Here is a 20,762-nt window from a genome sequence, read left to right as displayed (position 1 = left end):
GCTGCAACTATTCGGGGACACTCACGATGATGGCGACCATGTTAATTAAAACTCGTCTTGTGCTGCTTTCATTACTGCCCGCTTTGGTGATTTTAGGATTAGTAGTGCAACAATTGCTGAACAATCAGCAACAGTCGGCGTCGCTGGAACAGGCGATGGTGCGAATGGATATCATGCAGGGGGTGACGAAAACGAGTTTGGCGCTATTCGACTATCAACATGGTCAAAGTCAAACCTTGGACGAGTTGGAGTTCAGCGTTCCCCCTTCTTGGGGAGCTTTGGCTGAGTCGACTTTGCAAATCACCGAGTTTGAGCAGAGGCTAAACGACGTGTTAGCGTATGTTAGCGGGCAAAAAGCCTTGACCAAAGAGATTGCAGAACCGCTGTATGCGTCGCTTCATCATGTTTTGTCTACGCTCAGCAGCGCGCATTTTCACCTTGATGACGACACATTGGAACGTCAAACGAAAATCTTGCTTGAGCTCAGTTTGCTGCAAATTTGGACTATTGAAGAAGCGAGGTTGGTGCCTCCTACGCAGACAGGACAGAACTTGGCGGCCTGGTATCGTGTGCTGGAACATCAGCGAGTGAGTCGACAAAACCTGTTGGGGATGGGCAATGGACAGCCAAATGTGGATGCGCTGGTGAGTTTTCTCAGCTCTGATCGTTATCTCAGCGCTGTGCAGTTTCGCGATGGATTCAGTGCGAGTTCGGCAGACAACCCAATGCTGGGCCCAGCAGAAAGAAACCTCTACCACTCCGAACTGATTTATCGAGTGCATACCTTGTCTGAGTTAGTCAGCCACTTTTTCGTTAGCGTTGAACGCAATTTACAATGGCAAATAGAGCATAAACATCAGCAGTTTGCCGCTATGCTAGGTTTACTCGCAGCACTTCTGACATTGATCTTTTTCTTGGTTAAATCCATCTGTCAGAGAGTGGAAGGCAAACTCAATGCGATTCTTCGCGCACTGCAATGCCTAATCGAAGACGAGCAAGGCCGCTCTGACTGTCATGTCGGCGTGGAAGGTAACGATGAGCTGAGTGAATTCGCTCGACGCATTAACCAGATCATAGACGCTAAGCAGCAACAAACGAAGGAATTGATTGAAGCGAGGGAGGCGGCGGTGTCGGCCAATCGTGCCAAATCCACCTTCCTGGCCAATATGTCCCACGAGCTGCGTACCCCGCTCAATGGCATTATCGGTATGACGGAAATTCTCACTCAAAGTGATATGAACCAAGCGCAGCAGGAAGTGCTTAACGACATCGACGCCTCTTCACAGTCGCTGCTGATACTGCTCAATGATATTTTGGACTTGTCGAAAATTGAGTCCGGTAATCTCAACTTATGCTTAGAAGAGACCGCTCTGCGCGAAACGCTTTACCAGTCGATTTCTCTCTTTCAGCCCAAAGTGAGCAGTAAAAATTTAGAACTGTATCTCTCTATGGACGAAAACCTGCCTGCGAAAGTATTGGCGGATGAACATCGTATCCAGCAAATTTTGACCAATTTGATTGGTAATGCAGTCAAATTCACCGATAAAGGGCGTGTGTCGGTTGCGGTTGAATATAACGCTGAAACTGCGAGCCAGGGTATCTTGACGATCAAAGTGGCGGACACCGGGATAGGCATTGATAAACCGAAGCTGGCCACCATTTTTGAACCTTTTACCCAGGAAGATGACAGCATTACCCGTCAGTTTGGGGGGACTGGTCTTGGTCTCACCATTTGTCGCCAACTGCTGGCGATGATGGGCGGTGAACTGACCGCCACGTCCACCAAAGGGCTAGGAAGCTGTTTCTCATTTACGATTCCTATCAAGGTACTGGATGGAAGCCACTGGAGCCCTGACGAGATAAAAAGAGGTTTGTTGGTAGCCGACTCCGGCCCGTATGTCAATCAACTCGTGGGTGAATGCCATGTTGCCGGTATTGAGCTGATTAAGGTTAAGGAGATCAGCCAAGCTAGGCGCTTGAATACCGATTTCGATGTGGTGTTTTATTTCCACGCTGCGGGCAAGGATCTGCAAGGCGAGTTGATGGCATTGGAGGAGTGTGTGTCGTTGGATAAAGTGGTGCTTTGCCAGCCGCATTTTGCGACCGTCATGCTTAATTCAGACAAAATTCACGGTATGCTGACGCTGCCATTCTTGGGTAAGCGCTTTAAAACGTGTCTTGAGTCGCTCGGACAGAAACTGCGGCAAAACAACGTCACTGTGCTATCGCCGAATGTACACATCATTAACTCAGCCGTCGCACATTATTACAGTAAGAATCATCGCCGCATTTTGATCGCCGAAGACAACCTGATGAACCAGAAGATCGCCAGTTTCTTTTTAGACAAAGCGGGATATGAATACATGGTGGCCAGCAATGGGCAAGAGGCTTTGGAAGCGATTATGTACAGTGGTCGATTCGACGCAATTCTTATGGACTGCATGATGCCGGTCATGGATGGCATTACTGCGACACGTGAAATTCGTCGCTGGGAGAACGAGCAGGGGAGTGATAAGACGTTGATTATTGCACTGACGGCGAGTGTGCTTGAGGAAGATATCCAAAGCTGTTTCGATGCGGGAATGGATGCGTATCTACCTAAACCTTATAAATCCAATCAGCTATATGAACTGTTTGATGAACTCATGGCCTCCTAGTCAAGACTACGCAGTCGCCAATTGCTAGGGCGACTGCGTCTTGAAGTTAGCGAGTTGGTGATTGCGCTGAATCCACTTGATTGAGCAATTTGTTCAGCGCAGAACGATAGCTAAGCCAAGCGACAAAGCCCGCCAGCAGGTTGCCCAGTGCTGCGCCAATAAATAGCCCTTGCAACCCCGCTAACTGGGCGCCGATCCACAAGCAGGGTAAGAAGAATGCGAACAGGCGTAGCGCGGAAATGGTCAAAGCGGTATAGGACTTACCCAGCGCATTACAGACTGAAACCATTAGCATACAGATGCCTAGTGGGCCAAGGCTCAGCGGCACAATCAGCAAGTGCATGTTGAGCACCGACTCTACGTCGTGATCGCTGGTCATTAGTGTGGACAGCTGGCCCGCCAAAAGCATGCTGACTATCGCCAGAGCGGATTGGAACAGAAGTACAAAGCGAGTGGCAATGTTCACCAGTGATTGAATATCGGCGAACTTTTTTGCTCCCAAAAGACGCCCAACCATCGGCGGCATCGACATGGTCAGGGCAAGCACGCCGACCAAGGTAAAAAACTCGAAACGTGAACCAAGAGCCCAAGAAGCGACAGCCGCAGTACCGAAGCCTGCGATGAGTTTGGTTGCCAGCATCGAAGAGACAGGCGGTAACAACTGGCTAATCATCGCCGGGCCCATAATATGGCCTATAGCGGCAACGCTTGCAGAGACGTTAAGATCGTCTTTGGCAAAACTGATCCATGAGTTGCGCTGTAGTCGCGGTGCGATGACTAAAATGCCAAAACCAAAAGCGATGATGGTTGCAATCGCAGCACCTTCGATCCCCATATCCAAGGTGAAGATAAACAGCGGATCCAATGCCAAGTTCAGACCACTGGTCACCATCATCATGGTGCCTGGCAGTATCGTATTGCCGTTCGAACGACAAATGCTGTAGAGAAAATAGAGCATCGCTCCAGTCCAGGCACTGATAAGCCAGTAGGGCCAGTAGCTGTCGATGATGGCGTACACACTTTCTGGTGCGCCGAGAAGTTGTAAAATCCAGTGGCGAGTAAACCAAAGTAATGCACACACCAAAGCAATGCCCACTGCGCCCATGAGTACAATAAGCCCTGCCAGTTGGCGAGCATATTGCGTTTGATTCGCGCCTAATGCTTTGGAAATCACGGCCGTGGTCGCAATACCCAAACCGACTTGAATGCCGATGATCACCATTTGTAGCGGCAGGGTAAACCCTTGTGCGGCCAACGGCAAAATGCCCAACTGCCCGATAAAGGCGCTATCAACTAATTGGAAACTCATGAGTGAGAGCACGCCGAAAAGCATCGGCCACGTCATGGCGAAAAGCTGACGTGATAACGAAGGAGTATTTTGTGTCATAAATTCGATGTGTGAGCGGTCATGGCACAAAGTCTACATGACTCAGACAACTTGTGGGAAAAAGATTCATCCCGTTTTTCTGTGTGGTTAAGAGCCGATGGTTCAGGCAATAAAAAACCTCACCGAAGTGAGGCTTAGCTAACTGGCAAACTGTAAATGCAGCGGGCTTATTTCTTAGCACCAGTTGCTTGTTTATCTACTTCTGTCAGCTCGCGAATGCGACGGCTGATGTCGCGACGCGCTTTCGAAATCTCTGCGCTCTTGATGATGTGATCGTCGACGCGGTCTTCGTAGTCGGCTTTCATGTTCTTGATGATGGTTAGAATTTCATCATAAGTCATGTTGGGTTTAATGTAATCCAATAGGTTTTCGAGCAGTTCAACCCGTTTGCTGTTGTCGCGAACTTTTTTCTCATTGTCCAACAGTTCACGTTTCAGTTTGTTCTTGCGGCGTGCCTGCGCGACAATTTCAAATACCGTATTCATAGGTCCCTTACCTCAAATGTGAATGTGAAAAAGCAAAATAACTTCAAGATACCCTTCTTATTCTCGCTTTGAGCGCTATCTTGAGGTCACTCTTCTCGGCGATTCGTCCCGTCACAGATTAAAGCACATCATACACAGCCATAACAGCTTTTAGATCAAGCCAATGCCTGTCTGGATAAGAAAAATACAGATTTTGCCCTGCGAATTGTGTTTAACCAATGGTTCGCTATATTATCTGCGCAACAAATCAATCGATAGCCAAACAAAGTCGTATGACCTACGTAAATTCCACGCTGGAAAATGCCGAGAAATCCAGCGATCAAAACGCAAAAGATGTGTGTCAGAAGTTAAAGTACGCCTATATTGATGAAAGAGTCCGATTAGAAATCGTCGAAGTTGAGCTAAATCGCACCAAGATCGTGATGGTGGATGAAAAGGGAAGAATGCGTAAGATTTCACTGATACCAGAGCACTAACATTTTGAGTTAAAAAAGAAAAACGTGTTATGGTGTCACGTAAAATAGCCCTATAAGCCAGATGGTTGTATGCGCAAAATAACAATAAGGATAAGCCAAATGAAGATTGAATTGACCGCCGTTGAAGCACGTGCCATTGGATGTTTGATTGAAAAAGAAGTGACCACGCCAGACCAATATCCGCTGAGCTTAAATGCCCTGACTAACGCTTGCAACCAAAAAAGCAACCGTGAGCCAGTGATGAATTTGTCAGAGTCTGACGTGTTGGATGCCGTCGATCAACTGATTGCTCGCCGTTTGGTCAGTGACGAAAGTGGCTTTAACAGCCGTGTGAGCAAATACCAGCACCGTTTCTGCAATACCGAGTTCGGTGATTTAAAACTATCGGCTCAGGAGAAAGGCATTGTCTGTTGCATGCTCCTGCGCGGTGCACAAACACCGGGTGAACTGCGTACCCGGACCAATCGTCTCGCAAACTTTGCCGATGTTAAAGAAGTAGAGACGGTGTTGGACAGATTGGCGAGTGAAGAACGTGGCCAGTTGGTGGTAAAACTGCCGATTGAGCCCGGTAAACGCGAATCGCGTTATATGCATCAGTTTTGTGGTGAAGTAGATGCGAGCCAAGTGGCCCTGTCGATGCCGGTTCATGCTGCCAGTCACCCCGCAGGCGATCAGCGAATCGCTGAATTAGAAGAGCAAGTGAGCGCCCTCAGGGAGGAACTGGATGAGCTTAAAGCCTTAGTTCAATCGCTCCTGTAATGAATCAATGTTCTGTGGGTTCGGATTGGTCAGTCTATCTGATCCGAACTCGTCTCAATGCCCTTTATTGCGGCATCAGCAATAATGTCGAGCGACGCTTTAGCCAGCATCAACTAGGGAAAGGCGCCAAAGCGTTACGTGGTAAAGGGCCATTGGTGCTCGAATGGTCCTATCCTGTTGGTGATAAAAGCACGGCGTTGAAAATCGAACGTCACATCAAATCGCTACCCAAAAGAGACAAAGAGCGCCTAATAAAAGGTGATCTATGTTTGCCTATCGATAATTTCCCTTATTGATATCACTATTCTCAATATAAAACTGATACGCTTTTATTGGACTTGATGAATAACAACAAGGATTGAGCGCATATGCAGCAGCACAATAAAATCGCAGTGGGTATCGGCTTAGCACTGGCTTCACTTTCTTCCTTCGCGGCTAACCACGTTGCGGACGGACGCGGCAACGGCATGGGCAATACCGGAGTTGCATCGGCAGACTACCTGACCGCACCATTTTACAATCCGGCCCTCGTCGCCGATTTCAAGCAGCAGGATGATTTTGGACTTCTCTTACCCTCGTTTGGCGTGAATGTCCGAGACAGTGATGACAGTTTGACGACCATTGACGATCTACAAGATGCCATCGACCGATATGAGAATTCGGCCAAAGGGCAGGATCAGATTGATCAACTCAACCGTTATATGGATGACTTACAAGGGAACACTCCTCTTACCGTTAGCAGCAGTTTAGGGTTGGCGCTAGCCATTCCGACCAAAGCGCTTTCTACGAACTTGTTTGCCAGAGGTTACGTTGAGATCGTCGCGTTGCCAGTCATCGTCGATTCAAACGGTAATACGGCGGCGGACGTAGAAGATCGCTATACCGACTCAAGTGTGAAAATGGCGGCATTTGGTTATACCGAGTTTGGTTTGGCGCTGGCCAAAGAGCTTACCTTCTCCGAACAGCGCGTTTCGCTGGGCGTTACGCCAAAACTGCAAAAGATGACCACCTATTTTGTTCAGCCCTCGGTCAAAGATTTTGATGTCGAAGATTATGATGACAGTGAACATGAAGAATCGGCCTTCAACCTCGATTTAGGTGCGGTTTGGTATAAGGATGAGTTCCGTGTTGCCTTTGCGATAAAAGATCTATTGAGCCAAACCATCGATTTGAAGGACAAAACCGGACTGAAGAAGGACACCTATGAGCTAAACACTCAGATCACCCTCGGTGCGGCTTATTCAGGTGAGCTTCTGACGGCAGCGATTGATTTTGACCTTACCAAGCAAGAGCGGTTTAAGTCACTTAACGATGAAACGCAGTTTGTTCGTTTGGGGGTGGAAGGCAATGCTTGGGGATGGGCGCAGCTACGTGCGGGCTATGAAATGGATCTCGAAGACACGGTAGAAAATGCGTTTACATTCGGTATTGGTATCAGTCCATTTGATGTGGTTAGCTTGGATCTGGCAGCCAGCTATGCGGGTGAAAACCAGTTTGGCGTTTCGGGAAATTTGGCCTTTACGTTCTAAAAACTGAAAAGCACTGATTCTTTCCTCTCGCCATGTCGTGTATGGAATAATAAAGCCCTCAAGCGTAGAGTTCTACTCGCTTGGGGGCTTTTTAGTCAATGCTAAAATGGATAGACAAATTGTGACACTGAACTGGAGTCTTAACAGATTTCACGTTACTCTTTCAGTACAACCTGGTTAGGTCATGCCAATAATAAATTCCAAGAATAAATCGAGTGTCACATGAAAAAAGCATTAATGATGTCTTTGCTTTGTATAGCAAATTTTAGTGCCAATGCACAAACTGCAGAAGTATTGAACGGATATTGGGCGTATCAAGAATATTTAGAGCGTTTCCCAGAACAAGCCGATTTAACCAATGCGCTTGCGCAAACAGTGCGTAACCATCCTGTGCCGCTGAAAGCGTATCAAGCCAAACCAGTGCGTATTTCTGTGGTGTTTCCCGGGCAACAAGTGTCTGATTACTGGGTTAGGAATCTGAGTGCGTTTGAGAAACGCATGGATAAGCTGCAGATAAGCTATCAGATCAACCAAGTGTTCACCCGCCCAAATGCCGATGTTAAGCAGCAAAGCGTCTCTTTGATGGAGGCGCTGAAGAGTAAGTCGGATTATCTGATTTTTACCTTGGATACCACCCGTCACCGCAAATTCATTGAGCATGTTCTTGACTCCTCGGACACTAAGCTGATCTTGCAAAACATCACCACGCCAGTACAGGCATGGGAAAAACGCCAACCATTTTTGTATGTCGGTTTCGACCATGCGCAAGGTAGTATTGCGCTGGCTAAGCAATTGGAAAAAATGTACCCACAGGGCGGCAAGTACTCTGTGCTCTATTTCTCAGAAGGCTATGTTAGTGACGCCAGAGGCGATACCTTTATTCGTGAGCTAAACAGGGACAACCGTTTTCAATTGCGCTCGTCGTTCTACACTAAAGCGACCAAAGACTCTGGTTATGAAACCGCGATGATGAGCTTAGAAAAATACCCAGATGTCAACTTCATCTATGCCTGCTCGACCGATGTCGCCTTAGGCGCACTAGATGCGTTAAAAGAGCTTAAACGAGACGATATTGTGCTCAACGGCTGGGGCGGTGGATCCGCTGAATTGGACGCCATCAGCGCGGGTGATCTCGATCTCACCGTCATGCGGATGAATGATGATACGGGCATAGCGATGGCAGAAGCGATTAAGTGGGATTTGGAAGGGAAGAACGTCCCGACGGTATTTTCAGGAGATTTTGAAGTGGTGACCAAACAAGACAGCCCGCAGCACATCGAAGCGCTTAAAGAGAGAGCCTTCAGATATTCTGGCCAATAGTGAATGATAGACGACGCAACTTCAATCAAACGCCAATCTCTGGCCACCTTAATCACCCGCATATTTTTACTGGTACTCGGTGTGATCACTATCGGGATTTTTATCCAGAGTTATTATTTCAGCAATAAAATCATCAATCAGGAAGTGCTGCGTACCAAGCAACAGACGTCAGCACTGGTGAGAAACCTGTTTGAAAACCACTTGGTCGCGCTGCAGATCCACCATGATAACAGCGCGAAAAGTAGCGCGATATTTGACTTTTTTGCGCAAAAAAATAGCGAAAATCTCGATTTCTTTTTCCTCAGTGTCGATCAAGCGGATCCGTCTCATACGCCAGAATTTCGCTTTCTCACCGATGCCTCCGGTGTGATTTGGGATGACGGTAATGGCCATTTCTATGGCGTCAATGAAGTGATCTTAGCGAAGATTGCTCGCCGCGTCGCATTCAATAACAACTGGCACTATCTTTCCATGCTCACCCTGATGGGCCCAAGACACCTATTGGTAAGGCGCTCACCAGTGATTGATCCAAACAGTGGTGAAGTGCACGGGCAGTTTTATGTCACTATGGTGCTGGATAACAACTTCCCGCTGGTCGAGATGTTAGAGAGCGGCAGTAACAGCGACAGCATTCTTTTATTGGCTGAGCAGAATACCATCGCGCATTCAATGAATGGTAACGAGACTTACGACGTAGATGCCGTTATGGAACTTAAAGAGGCTGCGGATAATGCAGTGATGCACAATAACCTTGTCAGCCAAACCGCAATTCGCATCAATTCGTCCGATACACCTTTATCCATCTTGGCGGTACAAGACAACAGCCATGTGGTTTCTCTGCAGCGACAACATTATCTCGGTATTATTTTCTCAATTTTACTGATGCTCATGCTTTCAATGATGATCCGGGTGTGGATCCAAAACCGCGTTGCAAACGCCTTGAGTACCTTGATGAACTACAGTCGCTTTGGCGCCGCTGGTGAGCGCTTTCAGCGATTTTTGGGTTCTGACATTGTTGAGTTCGATCACATTGGTCACACATTAGAAGATACCTTCGAGCAGCTTGAATCTCAGCGCCGCTCTTTTCAGGATTTATTCAATTTTGCGCTCTCTCCTATGATGGTGTGGTCAGAAAATGGTCTGCTGATTAAGATGAATCCCGCCGCGCGTAAAGAGCTGGTGGTTGATAGCCTTGATCAGCCTGAAATGATGCATCCGGTGTTTCATTCGTTTAAACAACTGTTGTTGCCGCATGTCTCCATGGCAGGTCAAGGGGCCACTTTAACGGGCGTCAACGTGCCGATTGGTGACAAAATATTCCGTTGGAACCTGTCTCCTATTGTGGTGGACCACGGCATCAGCGGCATCATCGTGCAGGGGCAGGACATCACCACCTTGATTGAAGCCGAAAGGCAAAGCCAGCTTGCTCGACGCGAAGCTGAGCAGTCTGCAAAGACTCGCGCGGATTTCTTAGCGAAAATGAGCCATGAAATACGTACTCCGCTCAACGGTGTTCTTGGTATTGCGCAACTGCTCAAACGTTCGGTGCAAGGAGAAGAGAATCTTAAACAGGTGGATGTTCTGTGTCACAGTGGCGAACATCTGCTGGCGGTACTTAATGACATTCTTGATTTCTCAAAGATTGAACAAGGCAAATTCAACATCAAGAAACGTCATTTCAGTTTCGCCGATACCTTGTATACCGTGGAGAACATCTATCGACCAATTTGCCGTGACAAAGGAGTAGTTCTCTCAATTCAAAGCGATTTGCCACAGACTTATCAGCTTTGCACTGATCAAGTTCGTCTCAATCAGATCTTGTTCAATCTGCTCAATAACGCGGTGAAATTCACCATGCACGGGCACATTGATGTGACTTTCTCTTTGACGTCGAGCGAGCAAACACCGCAGAAACTGGAGATCCGTGTTGCAGACACGGGCATTGGCATTGCTCAAGACAAATTGGAGAGTATTTTTGAGCCCTTTGTGCAGGCAGAATCCATTACTACGCGAGAATACGATGGGAGTGGCCTTGGCTTAACCATAGTTAAGAATCTGGTGGAGATGCTTGGTGGGGAGATCAAGGTGAAGAGCGAACTTGGACGAGGTTCTGAGTTTTGCGTCCTCTTACCTGCTAGCGAAAGTGTTCCTCCCGAAGCAAACAGCGGCGTTGCCGTTACACCAGAAAACTTATTCGCTCAGCCGCTAAAAGTGCTGTTAGTCGAAGATAACCACACCAATGCCTTCATATTAAAAGCGTTCTGCCAAAAATATCGCATGCAAGTGGAATGGGTTCAAGACGGTACGTTGGCGTTGGAAAAACTAACAAGCGAGACATTTGATCTGGTTATCATGGATAATCAGTTGCCGAAGATGGGAGGCATCACGGCCACCAAATTGATCCGTGAGGACCTGAAGTTGGCGACCCCAGTTTACGCGTGTACGGCGGATACCCAAGAAGAGACCAAGCGCGCTTTCTTATCTGCGGGCGCGAACTACGTATTGGTGAAGCCGATTAAAGAAGAGGCCTTATACCGTGCTTTTGTGCACTTTAAGCAGCATTTTTGCTAATGAATCTGGCAACTCTTTTGTTAACTCAACGGGGCTAAGCCTGACCCGCTTTAAAAGAGAGCTCAAGCAGCTCTCTTTTTAATTCGCTAGTCATTCTCACTTCTTGTTCGAAACTGATGCCGACAAACCAGCCATTGGGCATTTTACGCACACTTGCGATATGACAGCCGTTATCTGCGGAGATAAAGCGGTTCAGTGTGGACTCGACTTTAACAAAAGCGCCTTTGGCAAATTCGGGCTCGACGAGTGTGGTGAATCCGCAGCCAGAGACAGAAAAATCGATCAAGTTGCCTTGATACTGATTGCCATTGTGCGTCAGCATACCGTTGAGCGCCACCTTGTAACGCACGTGTTCGCGCACAGGCTTAGTGGCAAAATTGCTCGGTATACGGAGAAAAAGGAGAAACGCGGGCTTGGCAATGGTCGTCAAAATACTGCTTTTGAACGCAACGATATGACCCAGCTCAGTATCGGCAATACCGCGTACCACCACATCCGTGTTCTCCAATTTGCGCAAGACAAACTCTTCCTTGTCCTTTTCGGCGATTTCAATAATGACAAAGTGCTTATCTTTCAAACCAATGAAAGTGGCTGGGCGAGCCATTTTATCATCTGGACCAAACTCAAAGCTGACATTCAGTTTCATGCCGGGGGTTAGGAAACGGCGAATTTCTTCCTTGCTATTGCTGGGAGCCATGGAGCGTTCTGTTTTATCGTTTAGGTATCTGAACTATAAACTGGAAGAGAGCGGCATCAAAGTAAGGATGCCGCGCAGACAAGAGGTTAATGCGTATTTTGTGACGTTGTCCGTCTCTGCAATCGGGTGTTGAAAATGCCTAACGTTTTTCGACACCGTGCGCTGGTGGCTGGTAATCCAGCGACGTATCGTGACGCATGAAGATGTTGCTGGCGATAAGGCTACCGCTGCTGACGACAATCAGTGCTAACCAAGTGATGTTATCAGGATATTCGCCAAAGGCAGGTATCGCGAGCACAGTCGCAAGTACAGGCGTTGCGCTGCCAAAGGCGGCACTCCTTTCAGCACCGAGCGTGCGTACAGCGTATAGATAGGTGACAGACGCGATTAAGCCCGCGCCGAGGCCTTGAATTAAAGTATGGCCCAGTAACTCACGCCAAGGCCATTCAGCGAGCGGAGCCTGAACCAGATAACTTGGCAATAGGCCGCTGTACATAGCCAGCACGAGAGCGATCAAAGAGAACAAGGCAACAAAACCTGAACTGACTAAGGCATTGAGATTGGCGACCCGAGCGCTGATGGTAAAACTCGCCCACATCAGACTACAAAGAAGAAACAGCAGATGTCCTTTGGTTTCTTGCCCTAAGTGTAAGCCATTCAAATGAGGAGCCAAAAATAACCCAATGCCTATGACAACCAGCGACAAGCCAAATATTCTATGTCGACTCAGTGGCTGTTGATAGAACAGCACCGCAATACCTGTGACAAACAAAGGCAGGGTTCCCGGAACCAGTGTGCTGCCGTGGGCCACCGGGACATAGTGCATCGCTGTGCCCGCCATGAGCAGATAAGGCAAGCCGCTGCCAATAAACATGCCTGCTAGATAGCGTTTGGGTACCTGAACAATCTGAGTTTTTGCTCTGAGGACCAGTGGTGAAAGTACAAGCGCTGGTATGAGAAAACGTGTTAGGGCTATATCGGCAGGCTGAAGCGCTGAAATCGCGCCGCCTTTCAACGAGAGAAAAAAGCCAGACCAAATGAATAAGGTGATGAATATCGCGAGGTAGCCGAGCGTCATAATGTGCATGAATAAGTTAACATAGTGTTAATTATCGTTTATTGTTCGGGGTGAATTTTGGCAAAAATCATCATAGATGAGATAAATATTGATGATTTCCACTAATTAAATCGTTTTTGATGAAGAGAAAAGCCAGTGTGATGGATAGGATAGATAAGAAAATACTCGGATTGATTCAAGAAGATGGTCGCCTAACCACTGCAGAGATCGCTGATAAGGTTGGTTTATCTGCCTCGCCCTGCGCAAGACGGATTAAACGTTTAGAGCAAGATGGCATCATCGCTGGATATCATGCGTATCTAGTTCGGGATAAAGTGGGTATTGCCATGACGGTGTTTGTCGAGGTGAGTCTCAACAATCATCAAGTGACGTCAATTGATCACTTTGAACAAGCCATTGTAGAAATGGAAGAAGTCGTCAGTTGTCACGTCGTCTCCGGAGCCTACGACTACTTGCTTGAGGTAGTGGCAAAAGACTTAACCGGATATGAAGCGTTTACTCGAAAGTTGCAGCGTTTACAAAACGTCAAGGATATTCATACGCACTTAGCGATTCGTAACGTAAAAAACTCAGCGGCACTGCCGATCTACCGCTAATAAAAAGCGGAGCTCAAATTGCTCCGCTGATAAAATTCGTTTGCTAACAATGACTACTGATGGCGCATTTGAGAAATTTCACAATTGCCCGTATCTCGGTCGATTCGAAAAGAGAATGCCGCAGAGTGATATTCTGAGCCATCACACCAAATGGTTTCTCCGAAGATCTTGCACAAATCAAGGTCGTTGATCGATCCAAATTCTTTCACGTGTCTGACGACGGATAAGAATTTCGCTCTAGCAACGGTTTGACTTTCCATGTGATTCAAGCGATTGAAAAGCATGTCATTTTGCATGTTCACCAGCCAACTATTTTGTTTTATGAAAACTTATGAATACGAAGTTAACCAAAAAAGCAGCAAAAGTAAAGCATTATTGTGACGCGTGTCGCTATTTTCCCCCTGTGCTGGTACTAAAAGTCCTGTAAGGAAAAGGGTTTTACGGCTCTTCGAGTACATACGCGCTCTTCACGTTAGGGTGACTATTTAAGCAGTGGGCACGAACGGTATGCTATACCTAGGAGAGATTGTTTTGGCTAGTTGGCGTAAAGCGATGTTTTCGTTATGCTCATGAGCAAAACAGAGCCGAAAAACAGAAGACGGATGTGTGGATGAAAAAAATTTTGGTGGTGTTAATTATCCTGTTGTTGCTGGTTGGAGCCGCAGCGGGCTATTACGTCTTCTTTATGCAGCCGGAGGAAGTAAAAGAGCCGCAAAGCGAACAAGCGCCACCAGCGGTTGCTACCGAGATGAAACCTATACTTGATCTTGAAGCGCCGGCCCCAGAAATTACGGAATATTACGTCGTTGAGCGACGTATTAGCGTGCACAATAAACCTCAAGAAGATGCGTTGGTGGTCGATCATCTTTATAAAGGAGAGAAGCTCACCATTTTGGAAAAACAACTCGGCTGGGGGCGAATTACCGATTATCTCGTCTATGAGGAAGGGGGGGAAGAGACGGCGGAGTGGGTCAATATGACGCAGTTATCTAACGAGAAACCCGTGATAGAAGAGATGGAACGCTTGGAGATTCTCGATGGATACATCGCGCGTTCAGATGATCTCCTACAGCATCAGGAGGTTTTCCGCAAACACACTCAACAACTGCTGAATGATGGCACTTGCAAGCCGCAAGATTTTGAGGAACTCGGTGGTTGGGTGCGCTCCGTCACTTTTCAGCCTAGAGAAGTGTATTTCATATACTGTGGCGGCTTGGATCAAGAAAATAAAATTTATCTCGATATCAATAGCGGAGATATTTTCTATCGATAGATTGAACGCTACCCATCGGCGCAGATTTTAGATTTTTTTAGTTGAGCTAGATCCACCTTAGGCATAGTATGACCAAGCAAGCCACTGTGGCTTGCTTTTTGATCTTGAGTACCGCGATGCATTCAAACTTTTTACGACTATTGGCTTTGCTGTTAACACTGGTGATGACACCAGTAGAAGCCTTTGCATCGATTGCCGAGAACATAGAACGTTCCAACTCATTAAGCGGACGTCTTGCTAGCGCACACCTCAAGCTGACCAATCACTTTGCTGGTGAAAGCCGTAGCGAGCAGGACAGTGCTTCTTTTCCCGTTTCACAATCGTATCAACGACATGATGCTGCCGCTATCTTGCATGCGAATCGTTGGAGTGTTGCGCAGCGTGAAGACTCACCGCGGAACAGCGACCCGCTCTTCTTTAGTGGCCTTGATCAACCTAACATTCATGGCAACTTATTTCGTCTTTACGATTGTTTAAGACAGCTTGAGCTATTACGAGCCTACCATTTTTCTCCCAACCATCGTTTGGCGGGTTGGAAAGAAACCAATGCCATGTACGTCGCGCTCAACAGTCAATTTTCCTGACTCAATTTTCTAATCAAAAAACATTTATTTGAACTGAATTGACTCTGTCTCTCTAGACGGAGGGGAAAACTATGACAAAAAAACACAAATCGGCCAAGGTGCTCAATCACTATTCCGTTTGGAAGTACTTGGTGTTGATTACTACCCTAGTGATTCTCACTTTAAGCGCGATTCCAACGTGGTATGGCGAGCAACCCTCAATCCAGATTGCCTACGCGAAAGATACGACGCCTCAGTATGATCTGCTGCAATTGAAAAAATGGTTGGCTTCACAAGAGATCACGGTGGATAAGATCACCCAGCAAAACGGCGTAACGACCTTGGTATTTGCCGACGAAAACGCGCAAAGCCTCGCTAGAAAACGTCTAGATGGCGTCTTACATGCTGATGCAACCCTCACGTTTTCTTACCTCTCGATCGCGCCGCAATGGCTGAGCGACTTAGGGTTCAATCCGATCAAACTCGGGTTAGATCTACGTGGCGGGGTACAGTTTCTGCTCAATGTGGATGTAGACAAAGCGTTTGAAGAGCAACGGGACGCCTTAGCTGATGAAGTTCGTGCGATGCTACGTAGCGAGAAACTGCGCTCCGTGCAAATCCAGGCGAGCAAAACTTCCGAGCTACGAGTGCTCAGCGAGAGTGTGCAGGCCAAGGATAAAGTGGTGTCGTTTATCAAAACCAATTATGCCAATTGGCAAACGCGCACAGAAGCTGGAGCCTTAGTCATTAAGCCATCAGAGGCCTACGTGAGCGAGTTCCAAAGCACAACGCTCAAGCAAAATCTTAAGATCATGCGCGATCGCATTGAAGAGCTTGGCATTACGGAAGCCTTGGTGCAGCGTCAAGGTGCGCACAGTATTCGCATTGAGCTACCCGGAGTGCAAGACCCTGCTCAAGCGAAAAATGTGATTGGCGCAACGGCCAGTCTGGCTTTCTATGCAGTGAAAGCTCCGGGCGCAGTGTCTTCGTCAGAAGATCTTATCCTCAGTGACAATGATGGCCGTCAAGTGATTCTGGATAAACGCCCAGTGCTAACCGGAGAGCATATTGTCAACGCCCGCGCTGGCGTGGATAAGATGGGCATGTCGGAAGTGAACATCTCACTCGACCATAGTGGCGGCAAGAAGATGAGCGATTTCTCCGCCAAACATTTGGGTAAACCGATGGCGACGGTTTACCGCGAATACATTACACAAGAAAATGGTGAGATCTCGCGCAGTGAGCGTGTGATCAGTGTGGCCACGATTCAGTCTCAACTGGGCAGCCAATTTCGCATCACCGGTGCTGGCAGCATGGATGAGGCGCAGCAACTGGCTCTGTTGCTGCGAGCGGGATCGTTGACCGCTCCCGTCTCGATTGTTGAAGAGCGCACCATTGGCGCGTCACTCGGAGCGGAAAACATCGAAAACGGCTTTGCCGCTCTGGCATTAGGCATGGGGCTGACGCTAACTTTCATGGCGCTCTGGTATCGTCGTCTGGGCTGGGTGGCTAATGTTGCACTTGTCGCCAACATGCTTTGTTTACTTGGTCTCATCGCTTTGCTTCCGGGCGCTGTACTGACATTACCGGGCATCGCTGGCTTAGTATTGACGGTCGGGATGGCAGTCGACACCAACGTGATCATTTTTGAGAGAATTAAAGACAAGATGCGTGAAGGACGCAGCTTCGCGCAAGCGATTGATGCTGGGTTTGACAGCGCTTTCTCAACCATTCTCGATGCCAATATCACCACTATGATTACCGCCGTCGTGCTCTATGCCATCGGCAATGGGCCAATTCAAGGCTTCGCATTAACGTTGGGATTGGGCCTGCTGACCAGTATGTTCACGGGTGTTTTTGCTTCTCGAGCCATGATCAATCTGATCTGGGGACGAGATAGCCGCCGCAGTGTGAGGGTTTAACTATGATCAATTCTATGAAAAAGCACATCCGTTCGATCCGTTACTTGACCAGCGTCATTTCACTCGCACTGATGCTCGTTGCTTTGGGAGCATTGGCGGTACGCGGTTTAAATCTAGGGTTAGATTTTACCGGAGGTATGGTCACTGAAGTGGCGTTAGCGCCCACGGTGACCAATCATCAGTTACTCGATGCAGTACAACCGATTTTGGGTGAATCGGCTACGGTGACTAAGGCGGGAGAAGAGGGGCGATGGGTGATTCGCTACTCATTACCTGAGGAGCAAACCAGCCTTCCAGATCTATCCAGTGGGTTGGCATCTGTCTCCTCGCAGGTATCGGTGATTAGCAATAGTGTGGTTGGGGCACAAGTTGGGCAGGATTTACTTGAACAAGGCGGCATGGCCATGCTGGTTTGTCTCTTGGCGATTTTGGGTTACCTCTGTCTGCGCTTTGAATGGCGTCTAGCCGGCGGCTCTTTAGTGGCTTTGCTTCACGATGTAGTACTGGTGCTGGGTTTCTTTGCTATCACGCAGATGGAATTTAATTTGACGGTTTTCGCTGCCATTTTAGCGATATTGGGTTACTCTCTGAACGATTCGATCATTATTGCTGATCGTATTCGTGAACTGTTGATCGCTAAACAAGACGACACCACGGAGCAGATCAACGATCAAGCCGTGATAGGCACGTTTTCGCGTACCATGGTCACGTCGGGGACCACGCTCATCACCATCGCTGCACTCTGGTTAATGGGCGGTAGCGCCTTGCTGGGTTTCTCAACGGCGATGTTTATTGGCGTGCTCTCTGGTACTTGGTCGTCAATTTCTATTGGTACGGTCTTACCAGAATGGTGGCAGCTTAAACCAGTCCATTACTTGCCGGCAGAAATCGACACAGCTCCTTAGCTCACAGAGCATTCGTCGAACGGTAAATAGCGTTACGCGATAAAATAGTGAATACATAAAACAAAGCCACAGAATAATGTGGCTTTATTTTATTTAAAAATTTAATCTTAAAAAATATATATCAATTAGTGTGGATTTTAGTTGGATATTTATTGATAAATAAGAATTTAGATAGATGAAGGAAATATATCGGTAATTCGTTGAGAGTGTCTGTAAGTTATACACTTCAGCGATGAAACAAGAAAAAACATCAAGTCCTATTTAATACAATCACTTACGAATCTTCTCATCAACATTAAGATTATAAATTCATTTTAATTCAATGAATTATATTTTCATTAACCATTTTATAACATTTCATCCCTTATGAGATCTAGCTCAACATTAGGTGTAATTTTTAAAATTTTATTTGAAATGTAATATTTATAAGTTAGCTTATTTAAATAGGTGAACGTTAGATGAAGACGTCACAAATAATATTTAAATTGTCAGTTGGCAAATATTTGCCAATCGGTCTATGTGCTAGATTTTTTGCTGTTAAGAATGGAGTTCTTAGATGAAAAAGGTCGCTTTGATCACCGGATCAAAAGGCGGAATTGGTTCTGCAATCTCTTCTCAACTTGTACAAGATGGCTATCGCGTAGTGGCTACTTATTTCACAGGTAACTATCAATGTGCGCTAGATTGGTTTAACGAAAAAGGCTTTACCGAAGAGCAAGTGCGCTTGTTTGAGCTTGATGTAACGAACACCCAAGAGTGTGCTGAGCGTTTGAGCCAACTCCTTGAAGAGGAAGGCACCATTGACGCCGTCATCAATAACGCGGGTATCACTCGTGATGGTGTGTTCAAAAAGATGAGAGCAGAGGCGTGGCATGATGTCATTAATACTAATCTCAACAGTGTGTTTAATGTGACGCAACCGCTTTTCTCCGCCATGTGTGAAAAAGGTAATGGCCGCGTTATCAACATCTCCTCCGTAAATGGGTTAAAAGGTCAATTTGGCCAGACTAACTACTCTGCAGCAAAAGCCGGCATGATCGGATTCTCCAAAGCATTGGCGCTGGAAGGGGCTAGAAATGGTGTCACGGTCAACGTGATTGCGCCTGGATACACATTGACGCCAATGGTTGAGCAGATGAATCCGGAAGTACTTGAAAACATCAAGGCTCAGATTCCAATGCGTCGCCTAGCTACGCCAGATGAGATTGCTAAAGCGGTCTCTTTTCTAATGAGTGACGCAGGTGCGTATATCACGGGTGAGACACTGTCGGTCAACGGCGGCTTATACATGCATTAAAGGATCAACCTAATGGAAAAAGTATACATTGTCGCCGCTAAACGTACCCCAATCGGTTCATTTGGTGGTGCGTTAAAAAATACCTCAGCGGGCGAGTTAGCGGCGGTTGCGATCAAAGGTGCGTTGGCGCAAGCTAAGGTCGATGTCGAACATATCGACGAAGTCATTGTGGGCAACGTGGTGAGTGCAGGTCAAGGAATGGGTGTTGGACGCCAAGCCTCTGTTTATGCAGGTATTCCCGCCAGTGTCCCTGCCTATACATTAAATATGGTGTGTGGCAGCGGGATGAAAACCGTGATGGATGCCGCTTCGCATATCCGAAGCGGTGATGCCGAGATTGTCGTTGCGGCTGGGGTTGAAGTGATGTCGCAGATCCCATTTGCAATGCCGGGTAGTGTGCGTGACGGCAACAAGATGGGTCATCTATCGATGCAAGATTTGCTCATCGCAGATGGCTTGACCGATGTGTTCAATCAATATCACATGGGTGTGACGGCGGAAAATGTCGCCAAACAGGTAGGTATTAGCCGCGAAATGCAAGATCAATACGCGCTTGCGAGTCAGCAAAAAGCCGTTGCCGCGATCGAAGCTGGCAAATTTAAGCAAGAAATTGTTCCGGTTGAAGTCAAGCAACGTCGCGAGACAGTTTTGTTTGATACCGACGAATATCCCAAAGCCAATGCGACGTTGGAAGGACTGAAAGGTCTTCGTCCCGCATTTGACAAAGAAGGTAGTGTGACAGCGGGAAATGCTTCTGGCATTAACGATGGCGCGAGCGCGATTATTTTGGCTTCAGAACACGCAGTGAAAACCTATGGCTTGCAGCCTTTAGCGGAAGTTGTGAGCTACGCGCAGTCTGGATTAGCGCCTGAAATTATGGGTCTTGGCCCCGTTGAAGCGGTAAGCAAAGCGTTGGCGAAAGCGCAACTGTCAACCGATGACATTGATGTGTATGAACTCAATGAAGCCTTTGCAGCTCAGGCACTTGGCGTTATTCACAAGTTGGCAGAGCAACATCAGGTATCGGTTGCTTCCATTCAAGATAAAGCAAACCTTAACGGTGGCGCGATTGCATTGGGGCATCCACTAGGAGCGTCTGGTAACCGTATTTTGGTTACATTGATTCACGAGCTGCACAAACAAGATGGTCAGTTTGGTGTGGCTTCGTTGTGCGTCGGCGGTGGTATGGGTACTGCCGTGATAGTGAAAACAGTTAAGTAATTCGATTAATAACCTCTACATTTCGT

General features: G+C 47.3%; 18 protein-coding genes. 14 read left to right on the top strand and 4 right to left on the bottom strand.

What is annotated here, in order from left to right; translation table 11 throughout:
- The first annotated feature begins 38 nt into the window (after positions 1–38).
- Complete coding sequence (locus UF06_RS05370) at positions 39–2,657, top strand: ATP-binding protein (RefSeq protein ID WP_226972484.1); 2,619 nt, start codon at positions 39–41, stop codon at positions 2,655–2,657.
- A gap of 46 nt (positions 2,658–2,703) precedes the next feature.
- On the opposite strand, the gene UF06_RS05365 is transcribed toward UF06_RS05370, so the two are convergent.
- On the bottom strand, positions 2,704–4,044 hold the full coding sequence (locus tag UF06_RS05365) for an MATE family efflux transporter (RefSeq protein ID WP_045569523.1): 1,341 nt from the start codon (positions 4,042–4,044) through the stop codon (positions 2,704–2,706).
- A gap of 167 nt (positions 4,045–4,211) precedes the next feature.
- Positions 4,212–4,529: a DUF496 family protein gene (locus UF06_RS05360; RefSeq protein ID WP_045569522.1), complete on the bottom strand. Its 318-nt coding sequence runs from the start codon at positions 4,527–4,529 to the stop codon at positions 4,212–4,214.
- Between the two features lie 272 nt (positions 4,530–4,801).
- Here UF06_RS05360 and UF06_RS05355 point away from each other — a divergent pair, with 272 nt between their 5' ends.
- The 6 genes from UF06_RS05355 (at position 4,802) to luxQ (ending at position 11,184) form a co-directional block, all read left to right on the top strand.
- Positions 4,802–5,005 (top strand): hypothetical protein, encoded by a 204-nt coding sequence (locus tag UF06_RS05355; RefSeq protein ID WP_039445163.1) that lies wholly within the window; start codon positions 4,802–4,804, stop codon positions 5,003–5,005.
- Between the two features lie 99 nt (positions 5,006–5,104).
- On the top strand, positions 5,105–5,764 hold the full coding sequence (locus UF06_RS05350) for a YceH family protein (protein WP_045569521.1): 660 nt from the start codon (positions 5,105–5,107) through the stop codon (positions 5,762–5,764).
- Positions 5,764–6,060: a GIY-YIG nuclease family protein gene (locus UF06_RS05345; protein ID WP_045569520.1), complete on the top strand. Its 297-nt coding sequence runs from the start codon at positions 5,764–5,766 to the stop codon at positions 6,058–6,060. Before UF06_RS05350 ends, UF06_RS05345 begins: the two co-directional genes overlap by 1 nt.
- A gap of 72 nt (positions 6,061–6,132) precedes the next feature.
- Positions 6,133–7,293 carry a conjugal transfer protein TraF gene (gene traF, locus UF06_RS05340; RefSeq protein ID WP_045569519.1) on the top strand — a complete coding sequence of 387 codons (1,161 nt, stop codon included), beginning with the start codon at positions 6,133–6,135 and terminating at the stop codon, positions 7,291–7,293.
- 222 nt (positions 7,294–7,515) lie between these two features.
- A complete protein-coding gene (locus tag UF06_RS05335; protein ID WP_045569518.1) occupies positions 7,516–8,613 on the top strand; it encodes an autoinducer 2-binding periplasmic protein LuxP in 1,098 nt (365 codons plus the stop codon).
- 3 nt (positions 8,614–8,616) lie between these two features.
- Positions 8,617–11,184 (top strand): quorum-sensing autoinducer 2 sensor kinase/phosphatase LuxQ, encoded by a 2,568-nt coding sequence (gene luxQ, locus UF06_RS05330; RefSeq protein ID WP_045569517.1) that lies wholly within the window; start codon positions 8,617–8,619, stop codon positions 11,182–11,184.
- 34 nt (positions 11,185–11,218) lie between these two features.
- Here luxQ and UF06_RS05325 read toward each other — a convergent pair whose 3' ends face one another.
- Both UF06_RS05325 and UF06_RS05320 read right to left on the bottom strand, forming a co-directional pair.
- Positions 11,219–11,881: a flagellar brake protein gene (locus UF06_RS05325; RefSeq protein WP_045569516.1), complete on the bottom strand. Its 663-nt coding sequence runs from the start codon at positions 11,879–11,881 to the stop codon at positions 11,219–11,221.
- A gap of 139 nt (positions 11,882–12,020) precedes the next feature.
- Positions 12,021–12,959: a DMT family transporter gene (locus UF06_RS05320; protein ID WP_045569546.1), complete on the bottom strand. Its 939-nt coding sequence runs from the start codon at positions 12,957–12,959 to the stop codon at positions 12,021–12,023.
- Positions 12,960–13,099: 140 nt separating this feature from the next.
- Between UF06_RS05320 and UF06_RS05315 the strand changes: the two genes are divergently transcribed.
- The 7 genes from UF06_RS05315 (at position 13,100) to UF06_RS05280 (ending at position 20,736) form a co-directional block, all read left to right on the top strand.
- Positions 13,100–13,555: an Lrp/AsnC family transcriptional regulator gene (locus UF06_RS05315; protein WP_045569515.1), complete on the top strand. Its 456-nt coding sequence runs from the start codon at positions 13,100–13,102 to the stop codon at positions 13,553–13,555.
- A gap of 610 nt (positions 13,556–14,165) precedes the next feature.
- Positions 14,166–14,828: a hypothetical protein gene (locus UF06_RS05305; RefSeq protein ID WP_045569514.1), complete on the top strand. Its 663-nt coding sequence runs from the start codon at positions 14,166–14,168 to the stop codon at positions 14,826–14,828.
- Between the two features lie 116 nt (positions 14,829–14,944).
- Positions 14,945–15,412, top strand: a complete 468-nt coding sequence (locus UF06_RS05300) for a hypothetical protein (protein ID WP_045569545.1) — start codon at positions 14,945–14,947, stop codon at positions 15,410–15,412.
- A gap of 71 nt (positions 15,413–15,483) precedes the next feature.
- Complete coding sequence (gene secD, locus UF06_RS05295; protein WP_045569513.1) at positions 15,484–17,313, top strand: protein translocase subunit SecD; 1,830 nt, start codon at positions 15,484–15,486, stop codon at positions 17,311–17,313.
- A 2-nt stretch (positions 17,314–17,315) separates the two neighbouring features.
- Positions 17,316–18,218 (top strand): protein translocase subunit SecF, encoded by a 903-nt coding sequence (gene secF / locus UF06_RS05290; protein ID WP_045569512.1) that lies wholly within the window; start codon positions 17,316–17,318, stop codon positions 18,216–18,218.
- A 556-nt stretch (positions 18,219–18,774) separates the two neighbouring features.
- The gene (locus UF06_RS05285) at positions 18,775–19,515 is read left to right on the top strand and encodes an SDR family oxidoreductase (RefSeq protein ID WP_045569511.1); all 741 of its coding nucleotides are present in this window, start codon (positions 18,775–18,777) and stop codon (positions 19,513–19,515) included.
- A 12-nt stretch (positions 19,516–19,527) separates the two neighbouring features.
- On the top strand, positions 19,528–20,736 hold the full coding sequence (locus UF06_RS05280; RefSeq protein ID WP_045569510.1) for an acetyl-CoA C-acetyltransferase: 1,209 nt from the start codon (positions 19,528–19,530) through the stop codon (positions 20,734–20,736).
- Positions 20,737–20,762: the final 26 nt, after the last annotated feature.

Origin of the sequence: Vibrio sp. S234-5, from assembly GCF_000960595.1 — a bacterium.
Classification (GTDB): Bacteria; Pseudomonadota; Gammaproteobacteria; order Enterobacterales; family Vibrionaceae; genus Vibrio.
The sequence above is the reverse complement of the archived record's forward strand: the minus strand, read 5'-3'. Positions and strand labels throughout refer to the sequence as shown.

What these genes read in the sequence shown, in the direction of transcription:
- UF06_RS05355 (WP_039445163.1), top strand. Translation starts at nt 4,802, where the DNA reads ATGACCTACGTAAATTCCACGCTGGAAAATGCCGAGAAATCCAGCGAT.
- UF06_RS05280 (WP_045569510.1), top strand. Translation starts at nt 19,528, where the DNA reads ATGGAAAAAGTATACATTGTCGCCGCTAAACGTACCCCAATCGGTTCA.
- UF06_RS05335 (WP_045569518.1), top strand. Translation starts at nt 7,516, where the DNA reads ATGAAAAAAGCATTAATGATGTCTTTGCTTTGTATAGCAAATTTTAGT.
- secD (WP_045569513.1), top strand. Translation starts at nt 15,484, where the DNA reads ATGACAAAAAAACACAAATCGGCCAAGGTGCTCAATCACTATTCCGTT.
- secF (WP_045569512.1), top strand. Translation starts at nt 17,316, where the DNA reads ATGATCAATTCTATGAAAAAGCACATCCGTTCGATCCGTTACTTGACC.
- traF (WP_045569519.1), top strand. Translation starts at nt 6,133, where the DNA reads ATGCAGCAGCACAATAAAATCGCAGTGGGTATCGGCTTAGCACTGGCT.
- UF06_RS05370 (WP_226972484.1), top strand. Translation starts at nt 39, where the DNA reads ATGTTAATTAAAACTCGTCTTGTGCTGCTTTCATTACTGCCCGCTTTG.
- UF06_RS05350 (WP_045569521.1), top strand. Translation starts at nt 5,105, where the DNA reads ATGAAGATTGAATTGACCGCCGTTGAAGCACGTGCCATTGGATGTTTG.
- UF06_RS05305 (WP_045569514.1), top strand. Translation starts at nt 14,166, where the DNA reads ATGAAAAAAATTTTGGTGGTGTTAATTATCCTGTTGTTGCTGGTTGGA.
- UF06_RS05300 (WP_045569545.1), top strand. Translation starts at nt 14,945, where the DNA reads ATGCATTCAAACTTTTTACGACTATTGGCTTTGCTGTTAACACTGGTG.
- UF06_RS05285 (WP_045569511.1), top strand. Translation starts at nt 18,775, where the DNA reads ATGAAAAAGGTCGCTTTGATCACCGGATCAAAAGGCGGAATTGGTTCT.
- UF06_RS05360 (WP_045569522.1), bottom strand. Translation starts at nt 4,529, where the DNA reads ATGAATACGGTATTTGAAATTGTCGCGCAGGCACGCCGCAAGAACAAA.
- UF06_RS05345 (WP_045569520.1), top strand. Translation starts at nt 5,764, where the DNA reads ATGAATCAATGTTCTGTGGGTTCGGATTGGTCAGTCTATCTGATCCGA.
- UF06_RS05320 (WP_045569546.1), bottom strand. Translation starts at nt 12,959, where the DNA reads ATGACGCTCGGCTACCTCGCGATATTCATCACCTTATTCATTTGGTCT.
- UF06_RS05325 (WP_045569516.1), bottom strand. Translation starts at nt 11,881, where the DNA reads ATGGCTCCCAGCAATAGCAAGGAAGAAATTCGCCGTTTCCTAACCCCC.
- UF06_RS05365 (WP_045569523.1), bottom strand. Translation starts at nt 4,044, where the DNA reads ATGACACAAAATACTCCTTCGTTATCACGTCAGCTTTTCGCCATGACG.
- UF06_RS05315 (WP_045569515.1), top strand. Translation starts at nt 13,100, where the DNA reads ATGGATAGGATAGATAAGAAAATACTCGGATTGATTCAAGAAGATGGT.
- luxQ (WP_045569517.1), top strand. Translation starts at nt 8,617, where the DNA reads ATGATAGACGACGCAACTTCAATCAAACGCCAATCTCTGGCCACCTTA.